The organism is Pseudothermotoga lettingae TMO (genome assembly GCF_000017865.1).
GTDB classification, from domain to species: Bacteria; Thermotogota; Thermotogae; order Thermotogales; family DSM-5069; genus Pseudothermotoga_B; species Pseudothermotoga_B elfii.
The window spans coordinates 1,948,478-1,972,069 of the sequence record NC_009828.1 but is presented as its reverse complement, the minus strand read 5'-3'; the positions used below and the strand labels follow the sequence as shown (position 1 = coordinate 1,972,069).

The window sequence follows — 23,592 nt, the reverse complement described above, 5'->3', positions numbered from 1 at the left end:
GTTACATCCCTCTTTCTACAAGCCAGAGCTTTATTATGTTTGCTACTTCTTCTGGGGATTCTCGGTATATCTTTTCAAGATTTTCTTTCAATTCAAGCAATGCTTGCTGCTCTGGCGTGAGAGGAACCTCTTCTTCTTCTTCGAACACTTTTTTCAGCTCTTCTTCCATCTTCAGTTTTCTTTCTTCTATTAATCGTCTGCTTCTTATCCTCCTGAACTGAATTATCATGAGATAAAATAGCATGAATCCAAGTGCAAATAAGAGACTAACGCCCGTGACCATCATGGTAAACCTGCGTTTTCTCTCTATTTCTGATAGACTTTTTTGATATTCCTCTTCGAAAGTTCTATCGAATGGCAGGAACGCAACAGAGACCGCCAAATTTGGGTCACTTGAATTAGCACCGATACCTTTTTCAACAAGGTCTGACACAATGTTTGCCCATCTTTCTCTTTCTGCCTCATCGAAATTTTGGAACACAGATGACGAAGCATCTATTATTACAGAGAGACTCAGGGTATCTATTTCACCTTCTTTGTTTTGGACAACATTTTCAACAACAGTGTTCAGTTCGTAATTTGTTATTGTGTGACTCCGTTCATATGTTGATGTGCCCTGAGAAGTTGTAGTAGGATATGTAGGTGGTATGTTAGAATCAGTACCAACTGCTCCACCTGTTGCAGGCAAATTTGCACTTTTTTCAGATTCCTGTTCCTGACTTCTAACAATTCCTCCCTGCCTTGTTGCAGGCTCATATTTTGTCAACTGCCTTTCGACTCTTTCCCAGTTGAGTTTAATATCCGGTATTACCTCGACTCTGCTCGGGCCAAAGACTGATTCGAGAGTTTGCTTTATCTTTTTCTGATAATATGATTCAAGACTCATTTTCAACTCTGCTCGGTTAGAAGCAAGCAACATATCTTGAGAAGCTGTAACTTTATCACTCAATACACGGGACATTTGATCTATCACCTTAACATTTTCAAGTTTCATGCCCTCCACAGCACCAGCCACAAGTTCCACCATTATTCCTTTAATTTGATTTTGTGAGAGGTCTTGGCCTGGTTGCAGAACAACCAGCACAGATGCCTTTGGTTCAGCCATCTCACCCCGGACATAATATGTATATTTTGGTAGAGTCAGGTGTACCCGGGCAGATCTGACACCACTTATAGTCATGATACTGCGCTCAAGTTCTCCCTGAAGGGCAACCTGGTAACGAACCTGCTTATCAAAACTTGTTGCTCCAAAGCTTTGTTGATCAAGTATTTCAAAACCTTTCGTTGTAGCTCCCAGAACCCCCATGGAGGCAAGCCTCATTCTTAATTCATAAACATTGTACTTATCTGAAACAAGCACTCTTCCAGGTTCTACTTTATACTCCACTCCCATTGTTTCAAGTTGCTGTATCAGATAGCCGGATTGCTCATCAGTCAGACCACTTACCAGGAGCGTGTATCTTGGAGCAGCAACAAAAATTATTGTCAGAATGCCTACGATTATTATTGATACAGCTATACCTGAGAAAAGTATTTTGTTACCTCTCGGTAGACCTTTCCATTTTTCATAGAATCCTTTTAGATACTCTTGAATTTTTTTCAAAAATTCCAACAGTATCACTCCTAATCTATTTAATTATTTTATCACCCCTAAGTGTAATCCTTCAGAGGACCAACCAGCCGAAAAAATTACCTGCCATAATTTAAATTTGATTGAGATATCGAAGTAATTTGAGTTTAATAGTAATTCTACACCAAAATTTGGTAACTTTGTGTATGAAATGCCGGCAACAAGTTCGAGGTTTTTTTCCCCAAATATGAGGGAGAGCGAGTGAGATATTCTTGGATAAGCAAAAAAGTAATGCGAAAATTCGCCTGCTGATATATCGAATCCACCCTGAAAATCAACGATGCCAAGAAATGAGTTGACAAAGTTCAATCCTGCTGACAGATCATTGAGTTCCTTGCCAACACTTATGTGTGGCTGAAGATAAAAAACATCTCTGATAAAAACCTGGTTATCTTTAAATTTTTTCGATTCCTCTATAACCTTTTGAGAATATTTTCTGCCTTCTTCAGATGGTCCATAGAGTGAAACCTTGCTTGGGCCTTCATAATACGCTGAAAGCGCGTAATCTATTTTTCCAAATCTTTCTTGAAGTTTGTTAAGATAAAGTTTTGCTCCATCCAGCGCCTGAAACGGATTGAATGCATTCAAAACTCCCAGCTCATAAGCTGTAGATGGCATCATCTGAGTTAAACCCATGGCACCTTTCTCTGACACAGCATGTATAAAAAAAGCTGATTCAACTGATATCAGTCCTTTCAGGATGCTTGAATCATCTCCTTGATCTATCAGAAGATCGATAGGTACAGAACTGTAAAAAAATGGTTGAAAAATGGACAATTGCAGCTTATTGGTGTACAATTCTATGGAAAAGTGTGTTTTTGGATCTGTCAGCAAAAACAAAGGGTCTGCAAAAAGCAGGCAGTTGATTGCTATATTTATAATCAACAGGATTTTTCTCATCAAATCGCCCTTTTTACATTATACAGGATTGAGGTGATCTCTTGAACTGGGTGATTGACACTGAAATTTTGAGCCAGGAGCGAAGGATTTTTATTGAAGGATTTTATGAAGCAGATTATGTTGATTTGCACAGTTACAGGTGCAAAGTGCTTGAACCAGTAAAGGTAAAGATTGTTGCGGTGGTTGCTAAGGAAGGAATAGCGGTTGGTGGATATGTGAAAACGACCATAGAACATCCGTGTGACAGATGCTTAAAACCTGTTCATCTTGCTATAAATGGAACGATAGAGGCGCTTTATAAACCAATCGATGAAGCACCAGAGGAGCGAGAAGAAGAATTACAATCTTTGAGAAACGTGATATACTATTCTTCTGGTAGAATAGATTTAACTGACCGCATACTGGAAGCAATAGTAATGGATGTGCCTATGAGAGTCCTGTGCAATAAAAATTGCAAGGGGCTATGTCCGCGTTGTGGAGCTGATTTGAATGAAAATACTGATCATTCATGCGAGGAACAGTCTATAGATCCAAGATTGGGCAGGTTATTGATATTAAAGAAAAGTATACATAAGGAGGGTTAACGAAATGGCTGTACCAAAACAAAAGCGCTCAAGATCAAGAACGCACACAAAAAGAGCAAAAATTTACAGAACAGTTAGTGTTCCCATCAGCAAATGTCCAAATTGTGGCCAACCTAAGTTGCCACATAGAGTTTGCCTTCACTGCGGTTATTATAACGGAAAGCAAATTTTGGAAATAGCAGAGTGAGGCAATGATTCGTGTTGCAATTGATTTGATGGGAGGCGACAGGGCACCCGGGGAAATTCTTGAGGGTGCCAGGTTGTTTTCCAGAAAAGACTGCAAGCTGTTTCTTGTTGGAACAAAAGAAGCCTTAGCAAACGCAACCGGTTTTGAAAAGGTTGAGGTTAGTGATTTCTTGCCTATGGATGTGAAACCTACGGAAATCCTCAGAAGAAAAACCTCCTCAATGTATATCGGGTTAAAGTTACTCAAAGAGGGCGCAGTAGATGTGTTTATCAGTGCTGGAAATACAGGAGCTCTTCTGGCAGGAGCGACGTTTATTCTTGGAAGAATTCACGGAGTAGAAAGACCTGCTTTGGCTGTTCCTGTACCATCTTTAAATGGTTTTACTGTGTTGATTGATGCTGGAGCAAATGTTCGTTCAAGACCTGAACATCTGGTGGACTTTGCTGTGATGGGACTATCATACGCGAAGGTGCTTGGAAGAGAAAAACCCTCTATAGGTCTTTTGAATGTCGGAGAAGAGGAAACGAAAGGCGACGAAACCACAAGAGAGACTTACGAGCTTTTAAAAAGGTATTTTCCAGATTTTTTCATTGGGAATGTAGAAGGTCATGATTTGAATACAGGAAAAGCGGATGTGGTTGTTACGGAAGGGTTTTCGGGAAATGTCGCGATGAAAACCATGGAAGGAACAGCAAAAATGATACTGGACACACTGAAATCAGAAGTTAAAAAAGCTGGTTTCGTTCAAAAAATAGGCGCTCTATTGATGAAAAAGGTTTTCTCAAGCCTTAAAAAAGCGCTTGATCCGCGTAGTTATGGTGGTGCTTTTATTCTGGGTGTAAATGGACTTGTTGTCAAGGCACATGGCTCCTCTGATAGATTAGCAATTCAAAACGCTCTCGAAGTTGCCCGTGTTGGCGCAGAGATGAAAATTGTTGAATCCATAGAAGGAGAGATAAAGCGTGTGCGGGATAGTGGGGCTGATCGGTGAAAATATAAAAGTAATTGACCTCATAGAAGCTCTTGAAAAACTTGAATACCGCGGATATGATTCTGCTGGGATCGCGTTTTTAAAAGATGGTGTAATTCAATTAGCAAAGGCGAAGGGAAAAGTCAAAGTATTGAAGGACCATCTCCAATCAGTTTTAAAAGAACACACAGAGAATGGTATTGCTCATACCAGATGGGCAACGCACGGGGAACCGAACGACATCAACGCACATCCTCATATTGATTGCACAGGTAAAATATCAGTGGTTCACAATGGAATAATTGAGAATTTTCGGTCATTAAAAGTTCGTCTCCAGGAGTTAGGACACAACTTTGTTTCCGAAACGGATACTGAGATTATTCCTCATCTAATAGAAGAATATTACAATGGTGATCTACTTGAAGCAGTCAGAAAAACTGTTCTGAAGCTTGAAGGAAGTTATGCAATAGCAGTAATTCACTCAGATCACCCAGATGTTATAATTGGTGCCCGTAAGGGAAGCCCTCTGGTCGTGGGAAAAGGCGATTCGGTTGTTGGTCTTGCATCTGATGTTACGCCTCTGTTGAAATTCATGAAAGATGTTATCTTTCTTGAAGATGGAGAGATAGCCCTGCTCAGAAAAAATGAATTGAGAATTTTCGGCACTGATGGTATTGAACATAATTGCAAGCCTGTTGAGATAACATGGTCTTATGAAGATGCGCAGAAATCTGGTTATAAACATTTCATGCTAAAAGAGATTTTTGAAGAACCTTCATGTATTGTTTCGGTATTGACCGGTCGAATAAAAGATGGCAGAGTTGTTCTTCAGGAACTTGAGCCATTTGAAGTATCTTTAAAAGAATTGCAGACGTTGAAAGTTGTTGCTTGTGGTACAAGCTCTCATGCGGCACTTGTTTTTAAATATTTTCTGGAAAACATGAGCGATGTTACCGTTGATGTAGATGTGTCTTCAGAATTCAGGTACAAAAAGCCGCATATAAAACCAGGTTCTATTATGGTTGCAATATCGCAATCAGGTGAAACGGCGGACACTCTCGAATCTGTTCGACTTGCAAAAAAGTATGGTGCAAAGATCATATCTGTGACAAATGTTCTGGGTTCAACTTTAACGCGCGAATCTGACATTGTTTTATATTTAAATGCGGGTCCAGAGATAAGTGTCGCCGCTACTAAATCATATGTTGCGCAACTTGTAATGCTTTATTTGCTTGCAATTAAGATAATTCAGTCAAAGGAATCCACAGGAAAACGGGATTTTGTTGACAAACTTTTGAGATTGCCAGAGGTTTTTGAGAACTCTTTAAAAGGAGCCGAATCTATACACGCTATAGCGAAGAAATACAAAGATTTCAAACATTTTATGTATATTGGAAGAGGATATGGATATCCAACAGCCCTTGAAGGAGCTTTAAAATTGAAGGAAATAAGTTATATTCACGCTACGGCATATCCTGCTGGTGAGCTCAAACATGGACCAATAGCTATGCTCGGGCCAGATTTTCCTGTGTTTTCGATCATTCCGTATGATTCTCTGTTTCAGAAAATGAAAAGTAATGTAATAGAGTGCAAATCAAGAAATGCGAAAATATTAGCGGTGACAAACGACGAGAACTATGAATTAAAGGAACTTGCGGATGATCTTATCTATGTCAATACAAGTGATGAGCAGCTTTATCCAGTTCTGATGACACCAGCAATTCAACTTTTTGCTTACTTTGTGGCAGACGAACTTGGACTGGATCCTGATAAACCGAGAAATCTTGCAAAAAGCGTGACTGTGGAGTGATTATGTGGAGATTTTGAAAAAGTTGCTTCAGCTAATGAACGAAAAAGAAGCTATAGAGCCAGTAGTGCTTGATATGTCAAATACCCCCTTGCCGACAGAATATTTTGTCATAGTAACTGCCAACTCTCAAACGCACATGGGTACTTTGAGAGATGCAGTGGTGGAGTTTTTTGTAAACAATAAATATCCGTTGATTTACTTTGACAAGGGTGGAGGGTATGACTGGCTATTGATAGATGCTGGTAATATAGTGGTACACATTTTTACCGCACGTGGCCGTGATTTCTACGATCTGGAGGGTCTTTGGAGTGATGCAGCCAGGCTTGATTAAGCCTGGCCACTGCAACCAAGTACATTTCTCATTTTATGCTTTACCAGTTTTTTAACGGCTTCTCTTGCAGGACCAAGGTATTTTCGTGGATCGAATTCCTCCGGATGAAGTGCAAATATTTCACGTATTGTGGCTGTTACTGCGAGTCGCAAGTCTGTATCGATGTTGACTTTGCACACCCCCATTGTTGTTGCTTTACGAATCATATCTTCTGGCACACCCTGAGCACCTGAGAGTTTTCCACCATACTGATTTGCTTTTTGCACGAACTCCTGTAGAACGCTTGAAGCTCCATGAAGTACTAACGGGAAATTAGGTAGTCTTTTTGCTATTTCGTGTAGTCTTTCAAAATCAAGTTTGGGTTCACCCTTGAATTTATATGCTCCGTGGCTTGTACCTATTGCAATCGCAAGTGAGTCCACTCCAGTTCTTTCAACGAACTCAACGGCCTTGTCTGGATCTGTATAACTTGCTTCTTTCTCACTCACGACCACATGTTCTTCGACACCCACAAGTCTTCCTAATTCGCCCTCCACAACCACGCCGCGTGGATGTGCGTAGTCAACCACTTGCTTCGTTAATTTTACATTTTCCTCGAATGGTAGATGTGATCCATCGATCATAACAGATGTGAAGCCAGCATCAATAACAGTTTTACATAGTTCAAAGGAATCTCCATGGTCCAGATGAACACACACAGGAACGTCCGGGGCATCTTCAACAGCGGCTTCGATAAGTTTCATCAAATAAACTTGTTTCGCATATTTTCTTGCACCTGCTGAAATTTGTAAAATCAGAGGCGCTTTTTCCTCTTTTGCAGCTTCAATGACTCCTTGAAGTATCTCCATGTTATTTACGTTGAAAGCTCCTATGGCATATTTTCCGTAGGCTTTCTTGAACATTTCCTTAGAGCTTACAAGTGGCATCTTAAGACCTCCCATGGTAGGATAGAAAAGGTGGCGGAGGCGGTGGGACTCGAACCCACACGGGGGCTTCACCCCCACCGATTTTCAAGACCGGCTCCTTAGCCAATTCGGACACGCCTCCGGAATTTTATTATACTTGAATAAGAGTATTTTTTCAAGGTGGGCTTATATGAAAGTTCTTCACATTACCAATACTTATAACAATGAAATACTCAAAGATAATCCTGTGATCAGAAAGATCATATCGGAGCTGAGTATGTACGGTATAGAACAAACAGTTATCATACCTGTGAAACGTTTATTTTCAGGAAAAGGAGAATACATTTTTAAAAGAAATCACATACAAGAGCACGTAGTTCCTGTTTGGGGATTGCCTTATGGTTTGCTTATAGACCTTAAATTGTGTCTTTCTGCCAAAAAGATTTTCAAATATGCTCCTCCGGATTGCGATTTGATTCACGCACATTCTTTCATATCTGACGGATACATAGCTTATAGATTATCGAAATCCCTTGGCAAACCTTTAATTGTGAGCATAACTGCTACAGATGTATGTGAGCAATTGTTATTTTATCCACATCTAAGAATCCTGGCAAGAAAAATATACGATCAGGCGAGTTCTGTGATTTCTATGAGTGAAGCTCTTAGATCGAGATTTCTAAAGCTTCTCAGAATAAAAGACGATGCCAAGACGAGAGTAATACCGAGCGGGATAGAGAAAGAAAGGTTTGAAAATTCATCATTTAAAAAACCTGATGCGAGAAAGTTCCAGTTGATTTTTGTCGGCAGGCTTGTAAAGCTGAAAAATCTCAAAAGGACAATTATTGCTGTAAAAGAGTTAATTTGCGAAGGGAACGAGCTGGAATTTAAAATAATAGGTGATGGTCCTATGGAAAAGCAGCTGATAGATATAGTTTATGATCTTGGTTTACAAAATCATGTGAAATTTCTGGGTAAACTTGATAATGATCAAGTTTATCAGAAAATAAAGGAATCTCACTCTCTTATAATGTGCAGTGTCAGAGAAACCTTCGGTCTGGTTTACATAGAGGCTCTGTCGCAGTATCGGCCAGTAATATATTCGAAGGGAGTGGGGGTTGATGGCCTTTTCGAAAAAGAAGTTGGTATTGGATGTGATCCAAAAAACATAGAATCCATAAAAATGGCAATAAAAGAAATAATGGATCATTATGAATACTATCTCGAACAGGTGATTTCTTTTAATCAGGAAGATTATGTGAACTTCACCTTAGAAAATACTGCCAGGTTGTATTACAAATTATATTTGGAAACAATAAGGCAAACGGCAAACAATATCAAGAAGGTCCACAAAAAGGGTTTTTCGATGTAAGAGAATATTGTTTATGGAGAGCAAGGTATAAATCTGAATTATCTGGCAAGAAAGGTATTCATAGAAGGTATGATAAAGTGAGGTACAAAAATCAAATTGGCATAATTTATGGTTTGAGTTCTGGGTATTTTGATATACGTACATTGAGTGGGGAAAAAATTCATTCATCAGCAAAGTATCAAGACTTAACAAAGATGCTAATGTTAGAAAGGAGGGAACAGCGCACTTTTCTCCATCTTAAAAAAGATGAAATCTCCTGCGCTGGGTTGTGATGAAAATATTCATAGTTGGTTATGAACATCCGTGCGGTGATAAAAGAACTTTGAAAAGCGCATTGAATTTGAGCAAGTTGGGGAAAGTTTATTACCAGTATTATGGAAGCTGCGATATGAAAAAATTGAATGATACAGATATAGAACTCATTGAGTTTGAAAAGCTACCTCCATCGAGGAATATTCTGAAATGGTTCAAAAAGTGGAAAAATTTTGATGAAAGGCTGTTTAATAGAATTTTGGAGGTCAATCCGGATGTGGTGTATTTTCATTATTTGCCTTTTACAGGATCTGGAATGATAAAAAGACTGAAGCAGTTGGGTAAGAAAATATTTTTCGAAATCCATGAAATTATTCCAGAGCAATTCATGGGAAAATATGCAATTTTTAGTCCTGTTAAGTCTTTAATTTGGAAGGAGTTTTCAACTTCTATAAGATTATCAGATGGTGTTATCTGTATTTCTGAAGATATAGCCATGTATGTCTTTGACCGATGTGGTATTCAGAAAGAGTTTTTTATTCTACCCAACATGGCTCTTATGGAAATTGAGTCAAATGCAAAAAGCAAAGAAATTGTCCTTGTGGGCAAAGACAGCAGGGAATTGTTCTACGAAAAAGAAATACTCAGAAAATTGATAGATAGTGGCTTCAGATTTAAAGTAATAGGTTTAAAGTCAGATCTCTTTAAGGATATCCCGTATGAATACGTACCGTTCTTGCCTTACGATGAAATGATGGAACAGTTATCCAGAGCTTCATTTTCATTGATTTCCTATGGCAATGAAAAAAGCAGGGATTATAAGAATTATGAATTCTCCATGCCAAACAAATTATTTGATTCTATAGCTGCTGGAACACCTGTTATTGTTAGAAGATCTTTTGTCTCCATGGTTAAAATAGTAGAGAGGTTTGGAGTGGGTGTTGTTATAGAACCCAGGGATGTTGAATCATCGGTTGAAAAAATTCTGAAAGCGTATGATGATTATGACAGGATTTTGAGTAATCTTCGAGTGTGCAAAAAGAATTTTGTTTGGAGCGAAGAAAAGGATAAACAATATCTCGAATATGTATCAAAGATTATGGGGGGCTGATATGAAGTTTCCCAAGGTAAGTGTGATAATTCCAGCTCGAAATGAAGAAAAATTCATAGAAGAATGCATAAGATCACTGATGAATACCTCTTATCCTGAAGAGAAAATTGAGATATTGGTAGTAGACGGCGTGAGTGAAGATGGCACTCGTTCGGTGGTAGAAAAAATGATGGAAAAAAACAAGTGCGTGAAACTAATAGAGAATCTTAAGAAAAGGAAATCTCCAGGACTCAATATAGGCATAAAACATGCAGCCGGAGATGTTATATTAATAGCAGATGCTCATAGCACCTACCCAAAAGATTATATTTTAAAGAATGTGCAGAATTTGTTGAACAGTGACGCTCACTGTGTTGGCGGGATGATAAATGTAAAGCCAAGAAGTGATACTGTCAAGGCTAAAGCGATAGCTTATGTGCTGAGCCACCCATTTGGCACTGGAGGTGCGAAGTACAGGCTTAAGATTGAAAAACCTGAATATGTCGATACAGTTCCATTCGGGTGTTACAGAAAAGAGGTTTTTGATAAATTAGAAGGTTTCAATGAAAATCTGCACAGAAATATGGATATAGAGTTTAATCTTAGAATGATAAGAAACGGCTATAAAATAAAACTTTTTCCAGATATCGTAATAGACTATTATGCGCGCGACAATTACAGAGATCTGTGGAATAACAATTTTGCGAATGGTTATTGGGTTATGATGTCGAATCTTTATTCGAAAAGACCTTTTTCTTTAAGACATACAGTACCTATGGCTTTTCTGATTTTTTTGGTCTTTGGCGCAATGTTAAGTATATTCAGTATTTTCTTTACTTTTTATTTGTCTATAGTAGGTCTTTATATTGCAATCGGCTGCTATCTATCTGTTAAAGCAGCTTTTAGATTGAAGTTTGCAGAAGCGTTCTTCCACACACTTTTTTCATTCTGGGTGCTGCATTTATCTTACGGTGCAGGATCTGTGTGTGGTGCCATCAAATTGCTCTCAGAAAAATTAAAACGTCGATGAACTCAGGCTTTTTTCAGAAGTCTTACGATCCAGATTATTCCCAGTATGACAAGGATTATAAGAAGTAGAGGCAGGGCAATTACAAGAAGCCCAAAAAAGAGCAGTGCTACTATAACTGCTGCCAATAATATACCCGCAAATCCAGCAAAAAGCGGAAATAGCTTGAAGAAAAGATAGATCAGGAAAATGACCCCTAAGACCGCAAAAAAATATAGCATTGTAACCCCTCCTTATTATTAGCATAGACTTTTTGATTTTACCATTTACTCAGTGCGTAGTATCAAAATTTGACTTTTTGCTTTTTTGGGTGTAAACTTTCCAAAAAAGAGGTGCTGTTATGAAGTGCTTTATTCTGAGTAGAGATGTAAGATCAAATATCATGTGGTGGTGGTACTGCCCCGATTCGGTGGGGTAGTATCGCTATTGTTTTATTACACCGAATTGGGGCTCTCTTAACAAAGAGAGCCCTTTTTTTATTTTAAGGCTATCTGGAGGTGGATTTTATGAGAATCAGGGTGGATTTGAAAGTTGATGAGATTCCAAGGTACTGGTACAATGTGCTGTCTGATTTGCCTTTTAAACTCGATCCCCCATTGGATCCAAAAACAAAACAGCCCATATCACCGGATATGCTTTCTGCTATTTTTCCAATGCCGTTGATTGAGCAAGAAGTCACTGACAAACGTGAAATTCCAATACCAGAACCAGTTCTTGAAGAATATGCTGTTTTTAGACCAACGCCTTTGTTTAGGGCAACCTACCTCGAGGAGTTTTTACAGACGCCAGCAAGAATTTACTACAAGTATGAAGGTGCAAGTCCAACTGGAAGTCATAAAACAAACACAGCCCTTGCCCAGGCTTATTACAACAAAATCTCAGGCACAGAAAGGCTTGTTACTGAGACAGGTGCAGGGCAATGGGGGAGCGCGCTTTGTTACTCAGGTGCAAAGTTTGGACTGAAAGTGAATGTTTTCATGGTAAAGATCAGTTATGAACAAAAACCCATGAGAAAGTATTTGATGAGACTTTTTGATGGTGATGTTGTTCCAAGTCCAAGCGAGAAAACCAGTTTTGGTAAATCAATTCTTGCAAGCAACAGCGAGAACCCTGGAAGCCTTGGGATTGCAATAAGTGAAGCTATTGAGATAACTCTATCGGATTCCAGAACCAAATATTCACTTGGCAGTGTTTTAAATCATGTTTTGCTTCACCAGACGGTGATAGGTCTTGAGTTGAAAAAGCAACTTGAGGTGCTTGGTGAGAAGCCAGACGTGATACTTGGATGCCATGGAGGCGGTTCAAATTTTGGTGGAACTGTTTTGCCGTTTATTCCAGACAAACTTTCAGGAAAAGAAATCAAATTTGTCGCGTGCGAACCAACGGCATGTCCCTCTCTTACCAGGGGTAGATATGATTACGATTATGGTGATACAGCAGGCATGACACCACTTTTGAAAATGTACACACTTGGAAAAGATTTCATACCTCCAAAGATTCATGCAGGTGGTTTGCGTTATCACGGTGCAGCCCCAATTATTTCAAGACTTGTGAAAGAAGGTCTTATTGAAGCTGTTGCGTTCGACCAGGATGAAATTTTTTCGGCGGCGAAGCTTTTTGCTAAACTTGAAGGAATAGTCCCTGCTCCGGAAAGTTCGTATGCGATAGCTGGTGCTATAAGAGAAGCAAAAAAAGCAAAAGAGCACAATATTCCGAGAGTTGTTGTTTTTAATCTCAGTGGACATGGGTTATTTGACCTGACTGCTTATATATAATTCCCTCCTTTTCCCGGCGAGCTTTGCTCGCCTTCAATTATTTTCAGCACATTTTGAGTGAATTTTCAACGTTTTATCAGATATTTTTTCATCATTTTTTTATCACCCAGTATAGATTGATTACCAGGAGGTTATGAGGGTGATAGATCAGATGGACAGTAACCCATTTCTTAGAAACTTAATAATTGCTATTTTGATAACTCTCATAACCACAGTTGCACTTTCTTATTCACCAAGAGTTTTTAAATACGACCCAATCACTGGTCTTTGGAAAAAAGTTGATCCCGTTGAATCACAGATAATACTGCCAGAAGCTGGACAGTTGAATTTTTCCAGCACATCTGTATCTGTTCCCTTAGATGGATCAATAGTCATTGATCCAATAACAATTGATCCATTTCTTGCAGAATCATCGACATCAAAGGGTAACAGGCAGTGGTTTTATTACATAGAGTATGAAGTAGGAAGATTTTCAGAGAAGAAATTCTTTGGGTTAATAGCAGCGCAAAACATGAACATAGGCACAACAACTGTCTGGATTGAAAGTGGGGAACTTCATGTTAAATTTGAGCTACTTGATGGATGGTTAGCCAGTGAATCGCATTTAAACATAACTGAGACGGAGCCATCTGGTAATCAATCTCCAGGGCAATATCCATATAAGGTGAATCATGATCCATATGTGAGCGAATTTGAGTACGTTGTTAATATACGCAACAAGTGCCAGGATTTCAAAAAAATTTATATTCTCCTTCACCTGAGTGTGAATAGAAATAGCCAGTTTGAAACAGCCTGGGCAGGAGGAAATCCACCAAGCAGAATGAGTGTGAGAGTGTCCAGTTCGAAAATTGCCTGGTATATCAAAAAACCGGGAAAGTATATGACAAACGCATTTGAGGTGACCATAAACAGTACAGATTCAGTGACAATAAGTTTTAAAAATTTCGACAATGTCAAGCCACAGGGGGGGATAGGGGTTAAAGATATAAGTGTTTTTTATGCTATTAGTGATGATCTTGCCGGTGAATTCAACTGGATACCAGCAGAAAACCTCAACAACTGGATAGTGACAGTTAAAGCTGGAGTTTCAAATCTGAATTTTTATCAACTTGTGGATTTGAAAACTCAGTCGGCGGGAATTTACAGAAACACTGGCACAATAACATTTACTGTTCAAAACACAAAAGCTTATATTGAGCAATTCTAAAATCTCACCCAGGAGGGTGAAAAGGAGGGAATTTTTATGAGGAAAGGTCTTATTTTTATCATTGCGATTCTTGCAGTAACGGCACTTGCAGTATTTGCAACAGAGGAATTGACAGTCTGGCAATTATTGGAGAATGAGTGGGTTGCACTGGATATGAACAGCACATCAACAACAGCGAAAGCTTTCAAGAGTGGAGCTGCCAACGGTTCGTGCGACAAATTCAACTGGACAATTAATTTCGAAACAGAAGTTCAGGTTGCCCAGTGGGTTAATTGGCAGATTGATGGAACAAAATGGACATGGTATGTTAGAAAACCTGGAACGTACATAACAGATTGTATCAGCTTCCTTATCCAGAGCAATGGTGAAATAGTTATCAGCTTCAGTGATTTTGCGAGTCCAACGTTTGTTCCAGGTGCAGATCCGTTTGATACTGCGGTCAATGAATACATCAATGCATGGTACGCTTACGGTATAGGTAACCTTCCAAGCGGCATTGAGGAGATGGCAGCTGCTGCAGAAATGAATGAAACAACTGTGTTTATACCAGACAGTGCGGAGCTTCACGAAGGAATAAGCAGAAAACTCTGGAACATGATCCAGGTTGTGGAATGCAATTCTGCTGGAGTTTATAGAGACAGCGGTGTTATAACAATAACGTTACAGAGGCAGATGCCATGGATTGATGGAGAGACTGGAAATTATAATTTCTGAAAATCATTGAGCAGGAAAGGCAGTAGGGGGAATTTTCCCCCTACTGTTTTTAAGCAAGAAGGATTGGGGTGAATTTGCTTGAAAAAATTTTTATATGTTTTTTTGATACTTGCCTGCACAAACATCTTTTCTCAGGGAACTTTCAATATCAGGCTTGATCCACTGGTTGTAACAAAATCAGTCGCTCAGGGAAGTCAATTCAGCTACGAGGTTTATCTGGAAAATTCTGATCCGTTCAATTCGGTAACTATAGAAGCGAAGGTGGAAGATGTAGTTGAGGATATCAACGGAATGTACAACATTGCTCCGGCTGGCTCAACAAAATATTCTGCCGCAAAGTGGATTAGGGTTGATCCAGAAATTTTCACCATTTCACCAGGTTCTGGCAGACAGGTTACTGTGAATGTGAGTGTTCCACGTGGGGTCGCAGGTGGAAGGTATGCGGCTGTTGTGTTTAAGATTGTTCCTCCTGAACAGACGCCACAAATTATGGAAGAGGCTGTGGGTTTTGCAGTTCAGTTTCAATTTCAACTTGCGAGTTTTTTAGAGTTAACTGTGGAAACAGGGCGAAGAAGAATAGAAGCGTATGCTGTTGATTTTGAAGTTCAGAAAATAAACGAAATTCCCAGTTTGGTTGAAATAGCAAATATGATTGGAAAGGATGCCACGGTGTTCAGTGTTTCAGTTTTAAACAAGAGCAATCTTCATGTGCAGACAACAGGAGAGTTAACTATTAAGACATCAGAAGGTAGAACGTTGGTAAAGATGCCTCTTGGTTCTGGCAGAGGAGTTATATTGCCAGAAACTACTGTGAAAGTTAGGAGTATCACTACCAGAAAGTTTCCTCCAGGAGATTACATAGCAAAAGCTGTTGTTAATTATGGAGGCCATAGACCTGCTATTGTCGAAACTCAGTTTTCTGTTAAAGGAGACGCGGCTCAAGTTGAGCAAACGAAGGTAAGCGATGTCCCGATGTTTTATATTGAACCTGGAAATATAGAATTAAGGGCAATGCCAAGAACTTTTAGAAGCACATTAATCAGTGTTACGAACCGAGGAGACGAGGTTGCGCGGATAAATGCTTCGATTTACCCGCTTGAATACGATATTAATGGTGAACTTGTTCCGATTGAAGATAGACAGGAAACAGTTGATTGGGTAGAAGTATCACCAGATTCATTTGAACTGAAACCAAATCAAACCCGAAAATTGAGAATTATTGCCAAACCTCCAGAAGATGCTCTTGGTGGATATTACTTCGATCTGGTGTTTTCTTCTTCAAATGAGAATGTAAAAACTGAATTTGGAGCTAATCTTCTGGTTTATGTAGGCTCAGATGAAACCATAGTTAAAAAACTTTCAGCGGATTTTCACTTAATTCAGCCAACCACGGATGGTTTGAATGTCGATGTGCTAATCAAAAATGACGGAAATTATCACATCATTCCTTCAATAATAGTTGGTCTTGAAAAGGTTATCCCGCAGCAGGAAGAAGAAAGTGGCATAATACTTCCAGAAAGTACAGAAAGGCTCGTCAGTGCTTCTTATTCTGGAGAAGTGCCTATTCTTCCAGGTGCCGAGAGAATTTATGGGGTGATGCTCCCAATTCAAATGCAACCGGGCGAATATGAAGTTGTTGCAAGAATAGATTTTGGAGATAGCCAGCCAATTATATTGAGAAAGAGGATCAGATTAGAGGGGGGCGAGGAGAAATGAAAAGGTTCTCCATATTGATAGTTTTTTTAATAGCTTTAACATCACTTGCTGAGGAAGAGCCTCTTGTGACAAATATTTTTCAGGATACCTATATACTTGATGCTCTTGCAGATATCTCTGCTCAAAGTGGTGTGCCAATTATTGCAGATACTACCGTCAGTGGTTTTGTCACTATAGAGCTGAATGAAGTACCACTCGAAAAAGCTTTGAAAATGATTCTTATGCCGGGTGGATATACTTTTATAAAAGTTGACGGGTTCTATTTTGTCGGTGCACCTGATCCAAAAAACCCTGCTTTCCGTTATCTTGTTCAAACGAAAGTAATAAAACCATCTTATTTGAAAGTCGATTCAATTCGAAATTTGCTTCCCTCTTTCTATGAACCTTTTATAAAAATAGACACCGAGAACAATTTGATAACAATAACTGCACCGGAACAAATAATAGCGAAGTTTGAAGAGGATTTAAAAAATATCGACATACCACCAAGGCAGGTAAAGATAAGTGTAGTTGTCTCAGAGGTCTCTAAGGATAATTTGGGAGAAATAGGTCTGGATCAGATCGGTTACACGTTTGGAGCCAATCAACAGTATAACGAAGACTGGACAGCTGTTCTTGGGCTGATTTCAGGTGTATTGTCTGTTCAGACAGACGTTTTTGGTACCATTGTTGCAAGACTCAGAGCTTTGGAACAGGATCAGAAAGCGAAGATAAAAGCTGATCCCTGGATTATAGTTCAGGAAAACAAGCCGGCAAGGCTTTTTGTGGGCCAGAGAGAGATCATTATTCTGCAACCCGAGGAAGGGACTACAACAACCGAAACAGTTGATGTTGGTGTAGGAATTGATATCACAGCACGGGTTGTTGGTAAAAATGAGCTTGAGATAAATGTTGCACCAAACATAAGTCATTTTACAACTGCTCAAACAACGAGCTCGTTATCAACTAAGAGAAGCGAGCTATCTACTACTCTACGTATACAGAGCGGCCAGACAGTTGTCATAAGTGGCTTGACTGTTGAAAACTCTTCTGACGGTTACACTGGCATCCCATTACTTGGGAATATACCCTTACTGAGGTATTTATTTGGAGTTAAATCGGATTCTCAAAGTCAAAGAGAAGTGATTATTTTTCTGAGTGCGGAGATTCTTTGAGGATGTGTTTGTCATGAGAATGTTGATTCTGTCTTTTCTTATTTTCTGTTTTGCTGTATTTGCAAATGAAACAGTAGTTATTTATCAACTGGAAGTAATTCGTTTGAATGAAGAGATAGCCACAAAAATAAACTTAAAAGATATTCAGGTTGAAAAACTGGATTCCAACAATCTTGGTTTTCAAGTGATCTATGACGCCAAAACTATGGAAATTTTGATGAAAGCACCGTTTATTACTGCAAATCTTGAGCTTGGGACAAAGAATGAAAAAACATTGATTTCTACAAGGCCATGGGTGTCAACTATTGTTGGAAAACCGGCTGTTTTATTTGCAGCGACGGAGGAACTCTCTTTTACAACAGGGTTAAGAACAGGCGTTGGTATGAGAATTCAACTCACTCCTGTGAATGTCCACGAAAATAAGATTCTGACGAAAATAGCTTTTTCTGACCCATATGGTCCCACTGTGTTTGACAACGAAATGTGGCTCAGTAATGAATGTTTTTCTCCTATATGCATAACGACCATGAAAACAGAAAAAGAGACTATGTATTTTGCAATATATGCAAAAGCATCACTTGTATCAAAACTCCCCGAAAACAATATTTACATGGTTGGGAGTGTTGATGAACTTGCAGATATGTTTGTGACATCTTCAGCAGATAGGATAAGTGAGGTGAATGGATATGTTTATACTGACTTTTCCCGGATAAGTGGAGCTGTTGAGGCATCAATCTGGGCGAACGATTCACTGGTAGTACAATCTGGACTTGTGATAATTCCACTCAGTTTTGTTTTCGGAGTAGAACATCTTGTAAGTGAAGATGGATTAAGAGCGGGTGCAAAATTTCTCTATGATTCTGATTATTATCTGCTGCTTGGAGTTTCAGACTATTCTAAAATTTCAGAGAACTTTACACTTTTTGCGGAATTTTATCCTTTCAAGATCTCACTTTCTCAGTGGAAATTTGAATCGATTTCATGGAAAGTAGGAGCTCGAATAGATTTTGAAGATTACTGTATAGTTCTTGGTGCTTACAAAAGTGGGCAAATCAATCTATGGCTTGAAGGAAGGGTAAGGGTTTATCGGGCGTTATTCTTATTAGTGGGCATACAATATTCTCTGGATAACAGGATATATTTAAGAGCGGGAATTTCTGTAAAGTTTTAATCTTGATATCCTAATTTTTTTGATATCTCCCTCGTACAGTTAACGACGTGAATTGCGTATTTTCTTATCCATGTACTTGTCATTTTATTTTTGGAACCAGCTATGCTTACGGCTCCTATCGGCTTTCCTTCATAATTCAACACGGCACTCCCAACGCATCTCACGCCGTACTCATTTTCTTCATCGTCTATCGCATAACCTCTTGCCTTTACAAGTTTTAGATGCGAAATCAACTTTTGAGGATCTGTTATGGTTTTACTGGTTTTTTTTACAAGGGTCACGCGGGACAGGTACTGGTTGAGTTCCTTTTCTGATAGATGCGAAAGTATAGCTTTGCCAAAACTTGTGCAATAAAGTGGTACTGACATACCAACGCGCGACATCAGAGGCATGCTTTCAGCACTTTCAATTTTTTCTACATAAACGGCTTGATCGTGGTCTTTTATGACTAAATTCACTGTTTGCTTAGTTATCGAAGCAAGCTCAAAAAGATGCGGCCTTGCCACGTCCCTCAAATTTATTCTTCTCAATATGACACTTCCATAATCAACAAGTTTGAAACCCGGCAAGTATTTTTTGTTTTCATCTTTGATTACAAAACCCAGCTCTTCGAGTAGTTTCAAGTATTTAAAGGCATTTGAAATGCTCATATGAAATTTTTCCGCTACTTCACTGACACTCACACCTTCTGAGCTTTTAACAATACAATCAATTATGCAAAGAACCTTTCTCGGGCTTTCAAGAAATGTTTTATCGTTTTTTTCTTCAGAACGTGATCGCAACTTTCAGTGCCGTCCTTTCTTCTATCAATTTCAGAGCTTCATTTGCCTGAGACAGCGGCAATCTGTGTGTTACAATTCTTTCAAATATTTCTGGATGTTTTGCAATAAGGTCGACTGCCTGTACCAAATGTTTAGCATCACTCACCCAGACTCCCTGAATGTGTATGTTTTTGAAAACAAGGTCATGATACACATCTAATGGTATTGATTCTTGTGGTACAGCAACACCTGTTATCATATACATTCCACCACGTCTCACCAGCCTGAAACCTTCCAGCAGAGCTTTGCTATTGCCGCTTGCTTCAATTACGATATCTGCACCCCGGTTACCTGTGATGCTCAAAATTTTTTTGGTTCTTTCTTCTTCATTTATATCATGCCGATTGAGCACAATATCTGCTCCAGCTTTTTTTGCGAGTTCCAGTCTCTGTTGAGATCCACTTATCATTATAACCTGAGATGCGCCCAATGTTCTTGCGGCAACCACACAGAAGACGCCAAGTGGTCCTGCTCCCTGAATGACAACGGTTTTTGAGAGTAAAGGTTCTGATATCAGATCAAACGCATGCATTGCAGTCGCGCCAGAGCATGCCGCTGTAACGAGGCATACCGGGTCGATTTGCGGTATTTTTAATATCTCAGTTTCTCTGAAAAGAACCATGTATTCGCTGTATGCACCAAGCAGATATGGATAATCTTTGCATGAGAGGTTTATTCCATAAACTTTTCTGTTTGGGCACAAATAGGGTTGTCTGGAAACTTTGCACCAGAAGCAATTATTGCAGACTATGCCTCTGTTCCATATTATCCAGTCGCCGGTTTTTATTTTTTTTCCATTCAGATCACATTTTTCTCCGTTTATCTGTACGACTTGCCCAACTCCCTCGTGACCAAGTATTATTGGCAGTGGTGTTCTTGGATCTTCACCCTTTGCCATGTGAAGATCACTGCCACAAACACCACTTGCGAGCAATTTTACGAGGATTGCTCCTTCGGGTAAATTGGGAATATCAAAATTTCTGAGAACAAGAGGATGATTGAATTTTTCGAGAACCATCGCTCTACTCTTCATTTTGAATCCTCCTCGGGCCTTATAGGTTCTTTTATCTCATAATGTAATCTTCTTTTTTCATCGAGCCAGAATATTATATATTTCTTCCATTCGTCTTTTCTCGGCAGGAAATTCATCACTGGTGGGTCGAAATGAGAAAATCTAAGATGTGGTCCGCGACTTTCATCTCTGAGAAGAATAGCAGTTAGAATGACTCTCGAGAGCAGCAGCATATTTTCTGTTTCAATCATATAAGCTACTCCATTTTCATCCAGACAAATACCTTTTTCTTCTATCGATTGAATTTCGTTGATAGCCTTTACAATTTCACTGTGCTGCCTGACAAGAAAAGCTGAATTTGAAAGTATTTCCTTTATCTGATTTCTCGCTTGATATGATGGTATGGAACCTTTTACTTTATTATTGGTAATTTTAATCTTCTCGAAGTTTATTTTCCTTGCCTCAAGTGCTGCATTCTGGCCTGCAATTTTGCCAAAGACCTGTGTATCAAGAAGTGAATTTCCCCCTGGTCTGTTTGCCCCGTGCTGCCCCCCTGCACATTCACCAGCTGCAAAAAGACCGTTGACATTTGTTTTTGCATTTCTGTCTATTTTCACACCACCTTGAAAATGCTGCAATGCATTCTGAACTTCGAACCGTTCTTTCGAAAGATCAATATGTCTTTGTTGAAGCCATTCCACCACTTTTGGGTTGATTTTCATTAATCTTTCATATGGTGTGGTTTTATAAAATAATTTTCTATCGGCTTTTTCACTCCAAGAAAGTATCTCTTCGGGAATGTTTTTTATTGATAAATAACCTGGATTTTCTGTGAAATCCAGATACACTTTGTGACCACATAAACTATGAACGTAAACAGCAAGATCTATAACCTTCGTTGGTGATTCATAGGAAATGGGCCAGTGAGCCCCTTTTTTAAATTGAAGAACAGATAGTTGATTTTTATCTTTTTCTGAAAGATAGTCATTAAGAAACTCTCTTCCAGTTTCATCTACAATTTTTGGCAAGCTTCTAAACATGCTGCCAGAACTTGCAAAGAGCATATGAGGGTGGCATATGCCGATTTGCATAAATTCCATATTTACGAGTTTTGCACCTGCTCGCAGAGCAGCAGCATATCCATCCCCTGTCATCTCGCTGGGAAAAACATTTTTCGAATAAAGAGCACCCGCCCCACCTGTAGCGAGTACGAAAGTTTTGGCCTGGATGAGATATATTTCATCTGAGATAATATCAATTGCTTTTGCAGCAATTACTCTGTTGTTTTTCACTATGAAATCGTAAACCATAACGTTTTCAACGATTTGAACTGATGATTCCTCCAGTTTTCTTTGAAGTGCTTTTGCAATTTCCACAGCCGTTTCAGGACCAACGTAGCACGCTCTTGGATAAATTGATCCATCAGTCAAGAATTGATCTACTCTGCCATCAGCTGTTTTTACAAATGGAACACCTATATTTATAAGATATTCCAATGCTCCGGCGCTTTCTTTTGATAAAACTTCAGCGAGATCGTAATCAGAAACTTCCCCGCCTATCCTATAAATATCCATCGCATGTTCTTTCCAATTATTTTGAACTGGTGCTGTATAGGGAAGTGTGGCATGAAATGCCATTCTATCCGAGCAGGCAAGGGCTGTCGTTCCGCCTTTTCCCAGAGGTTTTTTGCTCAGTAAAATTACAGCGAGCTCAGGTGCTGTTTCTTTTGCTGCTAAAGCAGCCCTCATACCAGCACCGCCAGCTCCGATTACAACGACGTCTGCAAAAAAGTTCTTCATGCTTTTTCACTCCATTTCACCATTTCTATTGCTTTTACTGGACAGAGTTTTACACAGAGGCCACATCCATCGCACAGTTCGCTTATAACATAAGATTTTTCGGATTGATACGGCGCATCATATATGCATACTTTTTGGCAGGTTCCACAGGATGTGCACAATGCTTGATTTATTTGTGCTTTAAAAAGGTGTCTGCGATCTATTTGCTCATTGCTGAGAATTGCTTTTCCACTTAATTTTCCTTTAATCTGAGAAAAATCCGGGTAAGACTTTCTTTCCATAAATGCTTTGATCTGTTCGAGCAGCATATCTATTGCTTCGTAACCTGAAAGATATATCAAGCTGCATACTTCCACTGCATTCGCACCGGCGTAGATGTATTTGATAATATCTTCCCCACTTCCTACGCCGCCCGAAGCAGCTACTGAGATATTCAGATGAGGACTGCTTGCTGCGATCCATCTTAGAACATAATTGAAAGCCCAGGGACCTCCATGACCAGCATAACCTTCATGAAGGACAGGTCTTTCTTTTTCAAGATTTATATCAAGTCCCGTAAGCCTGTTGAACATAACCACACCGTCTATACCGGATCTTTCAAGCATTTTTGCCATAGAAAGCGGTGAAGAAAGTTGCATTGGCAGTTTTACAATCAGGGGAATCTTTACTGAATCTCGCACGATTTTCGCAACTGAGAGAATTTTTTCTTCTACATCTCCCCCCCTAAAAGATATCGATCCGTGAGGACATGAAACATTTAATTCTAAGGCTGGTGCTCCTGCACCTTCTGCCATTCTCGCATATTGACTCCATCCTTCGTCTGTGACACAGTTTATACTTGGGATAACAGGTATTGAGAGAGTGTTGACAGCTTTTCGAATTTCCTCAAAGTATTCGTGAGCATCGAACGGGCTTGCTTGCTCGAAAGAATAGAAGGTTTGCGATCTTAATTTTCCCATTTTTCTTTCGATAATTTCAAATCTTGGAGTGGGAGAAATCCTGCAAATTTTTTCCTCGAACAAGGATTTTGCAACCACACAGGCTGCTCCATGTTCCTCGGCTTTTTTCATGTTTTTTAAGTTTTCCGCAAGACCTGATGAAGCAACTATGATTGGATTTTTTAACTTGATTCCCACATATTCACACGAAAGATCCATTTTAAAAC

Annotated in this window: 22 protein-coding genes and 1 tRNA gene; 14 read left to right on the top strand and 9 right to left on the bottom strand. The window is 39.3% G+C overall.

All coding sequences use genetic code 11. The features are described from left to right. Position 1: 1 nt before the first annotated feature. A complete protein-coding gene (gene fliF / locus TLET_RS09760) occupies positions 2 to 1,612 on the bottom strand; it encodes a flagellar basal-body MS-ring/collar protein FliF (protein WP_012003928.1) in 1,611 nt (536 codons plus the stop codon). Positions 1,613 to 1,636: 24 nt separating this feature from the next. After that, positions 1,637 to 2,530: a lytic transglycosylase domain-containing protein gene (locus TLET_RS10730; RefSeq protein WP_012003927.1), complete on the bottom strand. Its 894-nt coding sequence runs from the start codon at positions 2,528 to 2,530 to the stop codon at positions 1,637 to 1,639. Between the two features lie 50 nt (positions 2,531 to 2,580). On the opposite strand from TLET_RS10730, the gene TLET_RS09750 reads away from it, so the two are divergent. From TLET_RS09750 to rsfS, 5 genes are read left to right on the top strand one after another with little or no spacing between them, the layout of a single operon-like run. After that, positions 2,581 to 3,114: a DUF177 domain-containing protein gene (locus tag TLET_RS09750; RefSeq protein WP_228369061.1), complete on the top strand. Its 534-nt coding sequence runs from the start codon at positions 2,581 to 2,583 to the stop codon at positions 3,112 to 3,114. Positions 3,115 to 3,118: 4 nt separating this feature from the next. Beyond that, complete coding sequence (gene rpmF / locus TLET_RS09745) at positions 3,119 to 3,301, top strand: 50S ribosomal protein L32 (RefSeq protein WP_012003925.1); 183 nt, start codon at positions 3,119 to 3,121, stop codon at positions 3,299 to 3,301. Positions 3,302 to 3,305: 4 nt separating this feature from the next. Then, positions 3,306 to 4,292: a phosphate acyltransferase PlsX gene (plsX, locus tag TLET_RS09740; RefSeq protein WP_012003924.1), complete on the top strand. Its 987-nt coding sequence runs from the start codon at positions 3,306 to 3,308 to the stop codon at positions 4,290 to 4,292. After that, entirely contained in the window at positions 4,264 to 6,081 is a 1,818-nt protein-coding gene (glmS, locus tag TLET_RS09735) for a glutamine--fructose-6-phosphate transaminase (isomerizing) (protein ID WP_012003923.1), read from the top strand. The genes plsX and glmS overlap by 29 nt, the downstream gene beginning before the upstream one ends. Before the next feature lie 4 nt (positions 6,082 to 6,085). Continuing rightward, positions 6,086 to 6,412: a ribosome silencing factor gene (gene rsfS / locus TLET_RS09730; protein WP_028843658.1), complete on the top strand. Its 327-nt coding sequence runs from the start codon at positions 6,086 to 6,088 to the stop codon at positions 6,410 to 6,412. Here the strand turns inward: rsfS and fba are convergent. Together fba and TLET_RS09720 are read right to left on the bottom strand one after the other, a co-directional pair. After that, positions 6,409 to 7,338 carry a class II fructose-1,6-bisphosphate aldolase gene (gene fba, locus TLET_RS09725; RefSeq protein WP_012003921.1) on the bottom strand — a complete coding sequence of 310 codons (930 nt, stop codon included), beginning with the start codon at positions 7,336 to 7,338 and terminating at the stop codon, positions 6,409 to 6,411. The genes rsfS and fba overlap by 4 nt on opposite strands. Positions 7,339 to 7,369: 31 nt before the next feature. Beyond that, a tRNA-Ser gene (locus TLET_RS09720) sits at positions 7,370 to 7,459 on the bottom strand. Between the two features lie 48 nt (positions 7,460 to 7,507). Here TLET_RS09720 and TLET_RS09715 point away from each other — a divergent pair. From TLET_RS09715 to TLET_RS09700, 3 genes are all read left to right on the top strand, one after another. Continuing rightward, positions 7,508 to 8,689, top strand: a complete 1,182-nt coding sequence (locus TLET_RS09715; RefSeq protein WP_012003920.1) for a glycosyltransferase — start codon at positions 7,508 to 7,510, stop codon at positions 8,687 to 8,689. Between the two features lie 271 nt (positions 8,690 to 8,960). Beyond that, complete coding sequence (locus TLET_RS09705; RefSeq protein WP_012003919.1) at positions 8,961 to 10,052, top strand: glycosyltransferase; 1,092 nt, start codon at positions 8,961 to 8,963, stop codon at positions 10,050 to 10,052. Between the two features lies 1 nt (position 10,053). Beyond that, entirely contained in the window at positions 10,054 to 11,061 is a 1,008-nt protein-coding gene (locus tag TLET_RS09700) for a glycosyltransferase family 2 protein (protein WP_012003918.1), read from the top strand. Between the two features lie 2 nt (positions 11,062 to 11,063). On the opposite strand, the gene TLET_RS09695 is transcribed toward TLET_RS09700, so the two are convergent. After that, positions 11,064 to 11,279 carry a hypothetical protein gene (locus TLET_RS09695; protein WP_041428476.1) on the bottom strand — a complete coding sequence of 72 codons (216 nt, stop codon included), beginning with the start codon at positions 11,277 to 11,279 and terminating at the stop codon, positions 11,064 to 11,066. 285 nt (positions 11,280 to 11,564) lie between these two features. On the opposite strand from TLET_RS09695, the gene TLET_RS09690 reads away from it, so the two are divergent. The 6 genes from TLET_RS09690 (at position 11,565) to TLET_RS09665 (ending at position 18,795) form a co-directional block, all read left to right on the top strand. Next, entirely contained in the window at positions 11,565 to 12,833 is a 1,269-nt protein-coding gene (locus TLET_RS09690) for a TrpB-like pyridoxal phosphate-dependent enzyme (RefSeq protein WP_012003917.1), read from the top strand. Positions 12,834 to 12,972: 139 nt separating this feature from the next. Next, positions 12,973 to 14,040 (top strand): hypothetical protein, encoded by a 1,068-nt coding sequence (locus TLET_RS09685; RefSeq protein ID WP_028843664.1) that lies wholly within the window; start codon positions 12,973 to 12,975, stop codon positions 14,038 to 14,040. A 36-nt stretch (positions 14,041 to 14,076) separates the two neighbouring features. Then, on the top strand, positions 14,077 to 14,754 hold the full coding sequence (locus tag TLET_RS09680) for a hypothetical protein (RefSeq protein ID WP_012003915.1): 678 nt from the start codon (positions 14,077 to 14,079) through the stop codon (positions 14,752 to 14,754). 78 nt (positions 14,755 to 14,832) lie between these two features. After that, positions 14,833 to 16,470 (top strand): hypothetical protein, encoded by a 1,638-nt coding sequence (locus TLET_RS09675; RefSeq protein WP_012003914.1) that lies wholly within the window; start codon positions 14,833 to 14,835, stop codon positions 16,468 to 16,470. Then, positions 16,467 to 17,624: a type II secretion system protein GspD gene (locus TLET_RS09670; RefSeq protein ID WP_012003913.1), complete on the top strand. Its 1,158-nt coding sequence runs from the start codon at positions 16,467 to 16,469 to the stop codon at positions 17,622 to 17,624. Before TLET_RS09675 ends, TLET_RS09670 begins: the two co-directional genes overlap by 4 nt. 13 nt (positions 17,625 to 17,637) lie before the next feature. Continuing rightward, on the top strand, positions 17,638 to 18,795 hold the full coding sequence (locus TLET_RS09665) for a hypothetical protein (RefSeq protein WP_144313096.1): 1,158 nt from the start codon (positions 17,638 to 17,640) through the stop codon (positions 18,793 to 18,795). Here TLET_RS09665 and TLET_RS09660 read toward each other — a convergent pair. From TLET_RS09660 to TLET_RS09645, 4 genes are read right to left on the bottom strand one after another with little or no spacing between them, the layout of a single operon-like run. Next, the gene (locus TLET_RS09660) at positions 18,792 to 19,577 is read right to left on the bottom strand and encodes an IclR family transcriptional regulator (RefSeq protein ID WP_012003911.1); all 786 of its coding nucleotides are present in this window, start codon (positions 19,575 to 19,577) and stop codon (positions 18,792 to 18,794) included. The genes TLET_RS09665 and TLET_RS09660 overlap by 4 nt on opposite strands. Continuing rightward, on the bottom strand, positions 19,561 to 20,649 hold the full coding sequence (locus tag TLET_RS09655) for a zinc-binding dehydrogenase (protein WP_012003910.1): 1,089 nt from the start codon (positions 20,647 to 20,649) through the stop codon (positions 19,561 to 19,563). The genes TLET_RS09660 and TLET_RS09655 overlap by 17 nt, the downstream gene beginning before the upstream one ends. After that, positions 20,646 to 22,427, bottom strand: a complete 1,782-nt coding sequence (locus tag TLET_RS09650; protein ID WP_012003909.1) for an FAD-binding protein — start codon at positions 22,425 to 22,427, stop codon at positions 20,646 to 20,648. Before TLET_RS09650 ends, TLET_RS09655 begins: the two co-directional genes overlap by 4 nt. Beyond that, positions 22,424 to 23,584, bottom strand: coding sequence for a 4Fe-4S binding protein (locus tag TLET_RS09645; protein WP_012003908.1), 1,161 nt, complete (start codon positions 23,582 to 23,584; stop codon positions 22,424 to 22,426). The genes TLET_RS09650 and TLET_RS09645 overlap by 4 nt, the downstream gene beginning before the upstream one ends. Between the last annotated feature and the right edge of the window lie 8 nt (positions 23,585 to 23,592).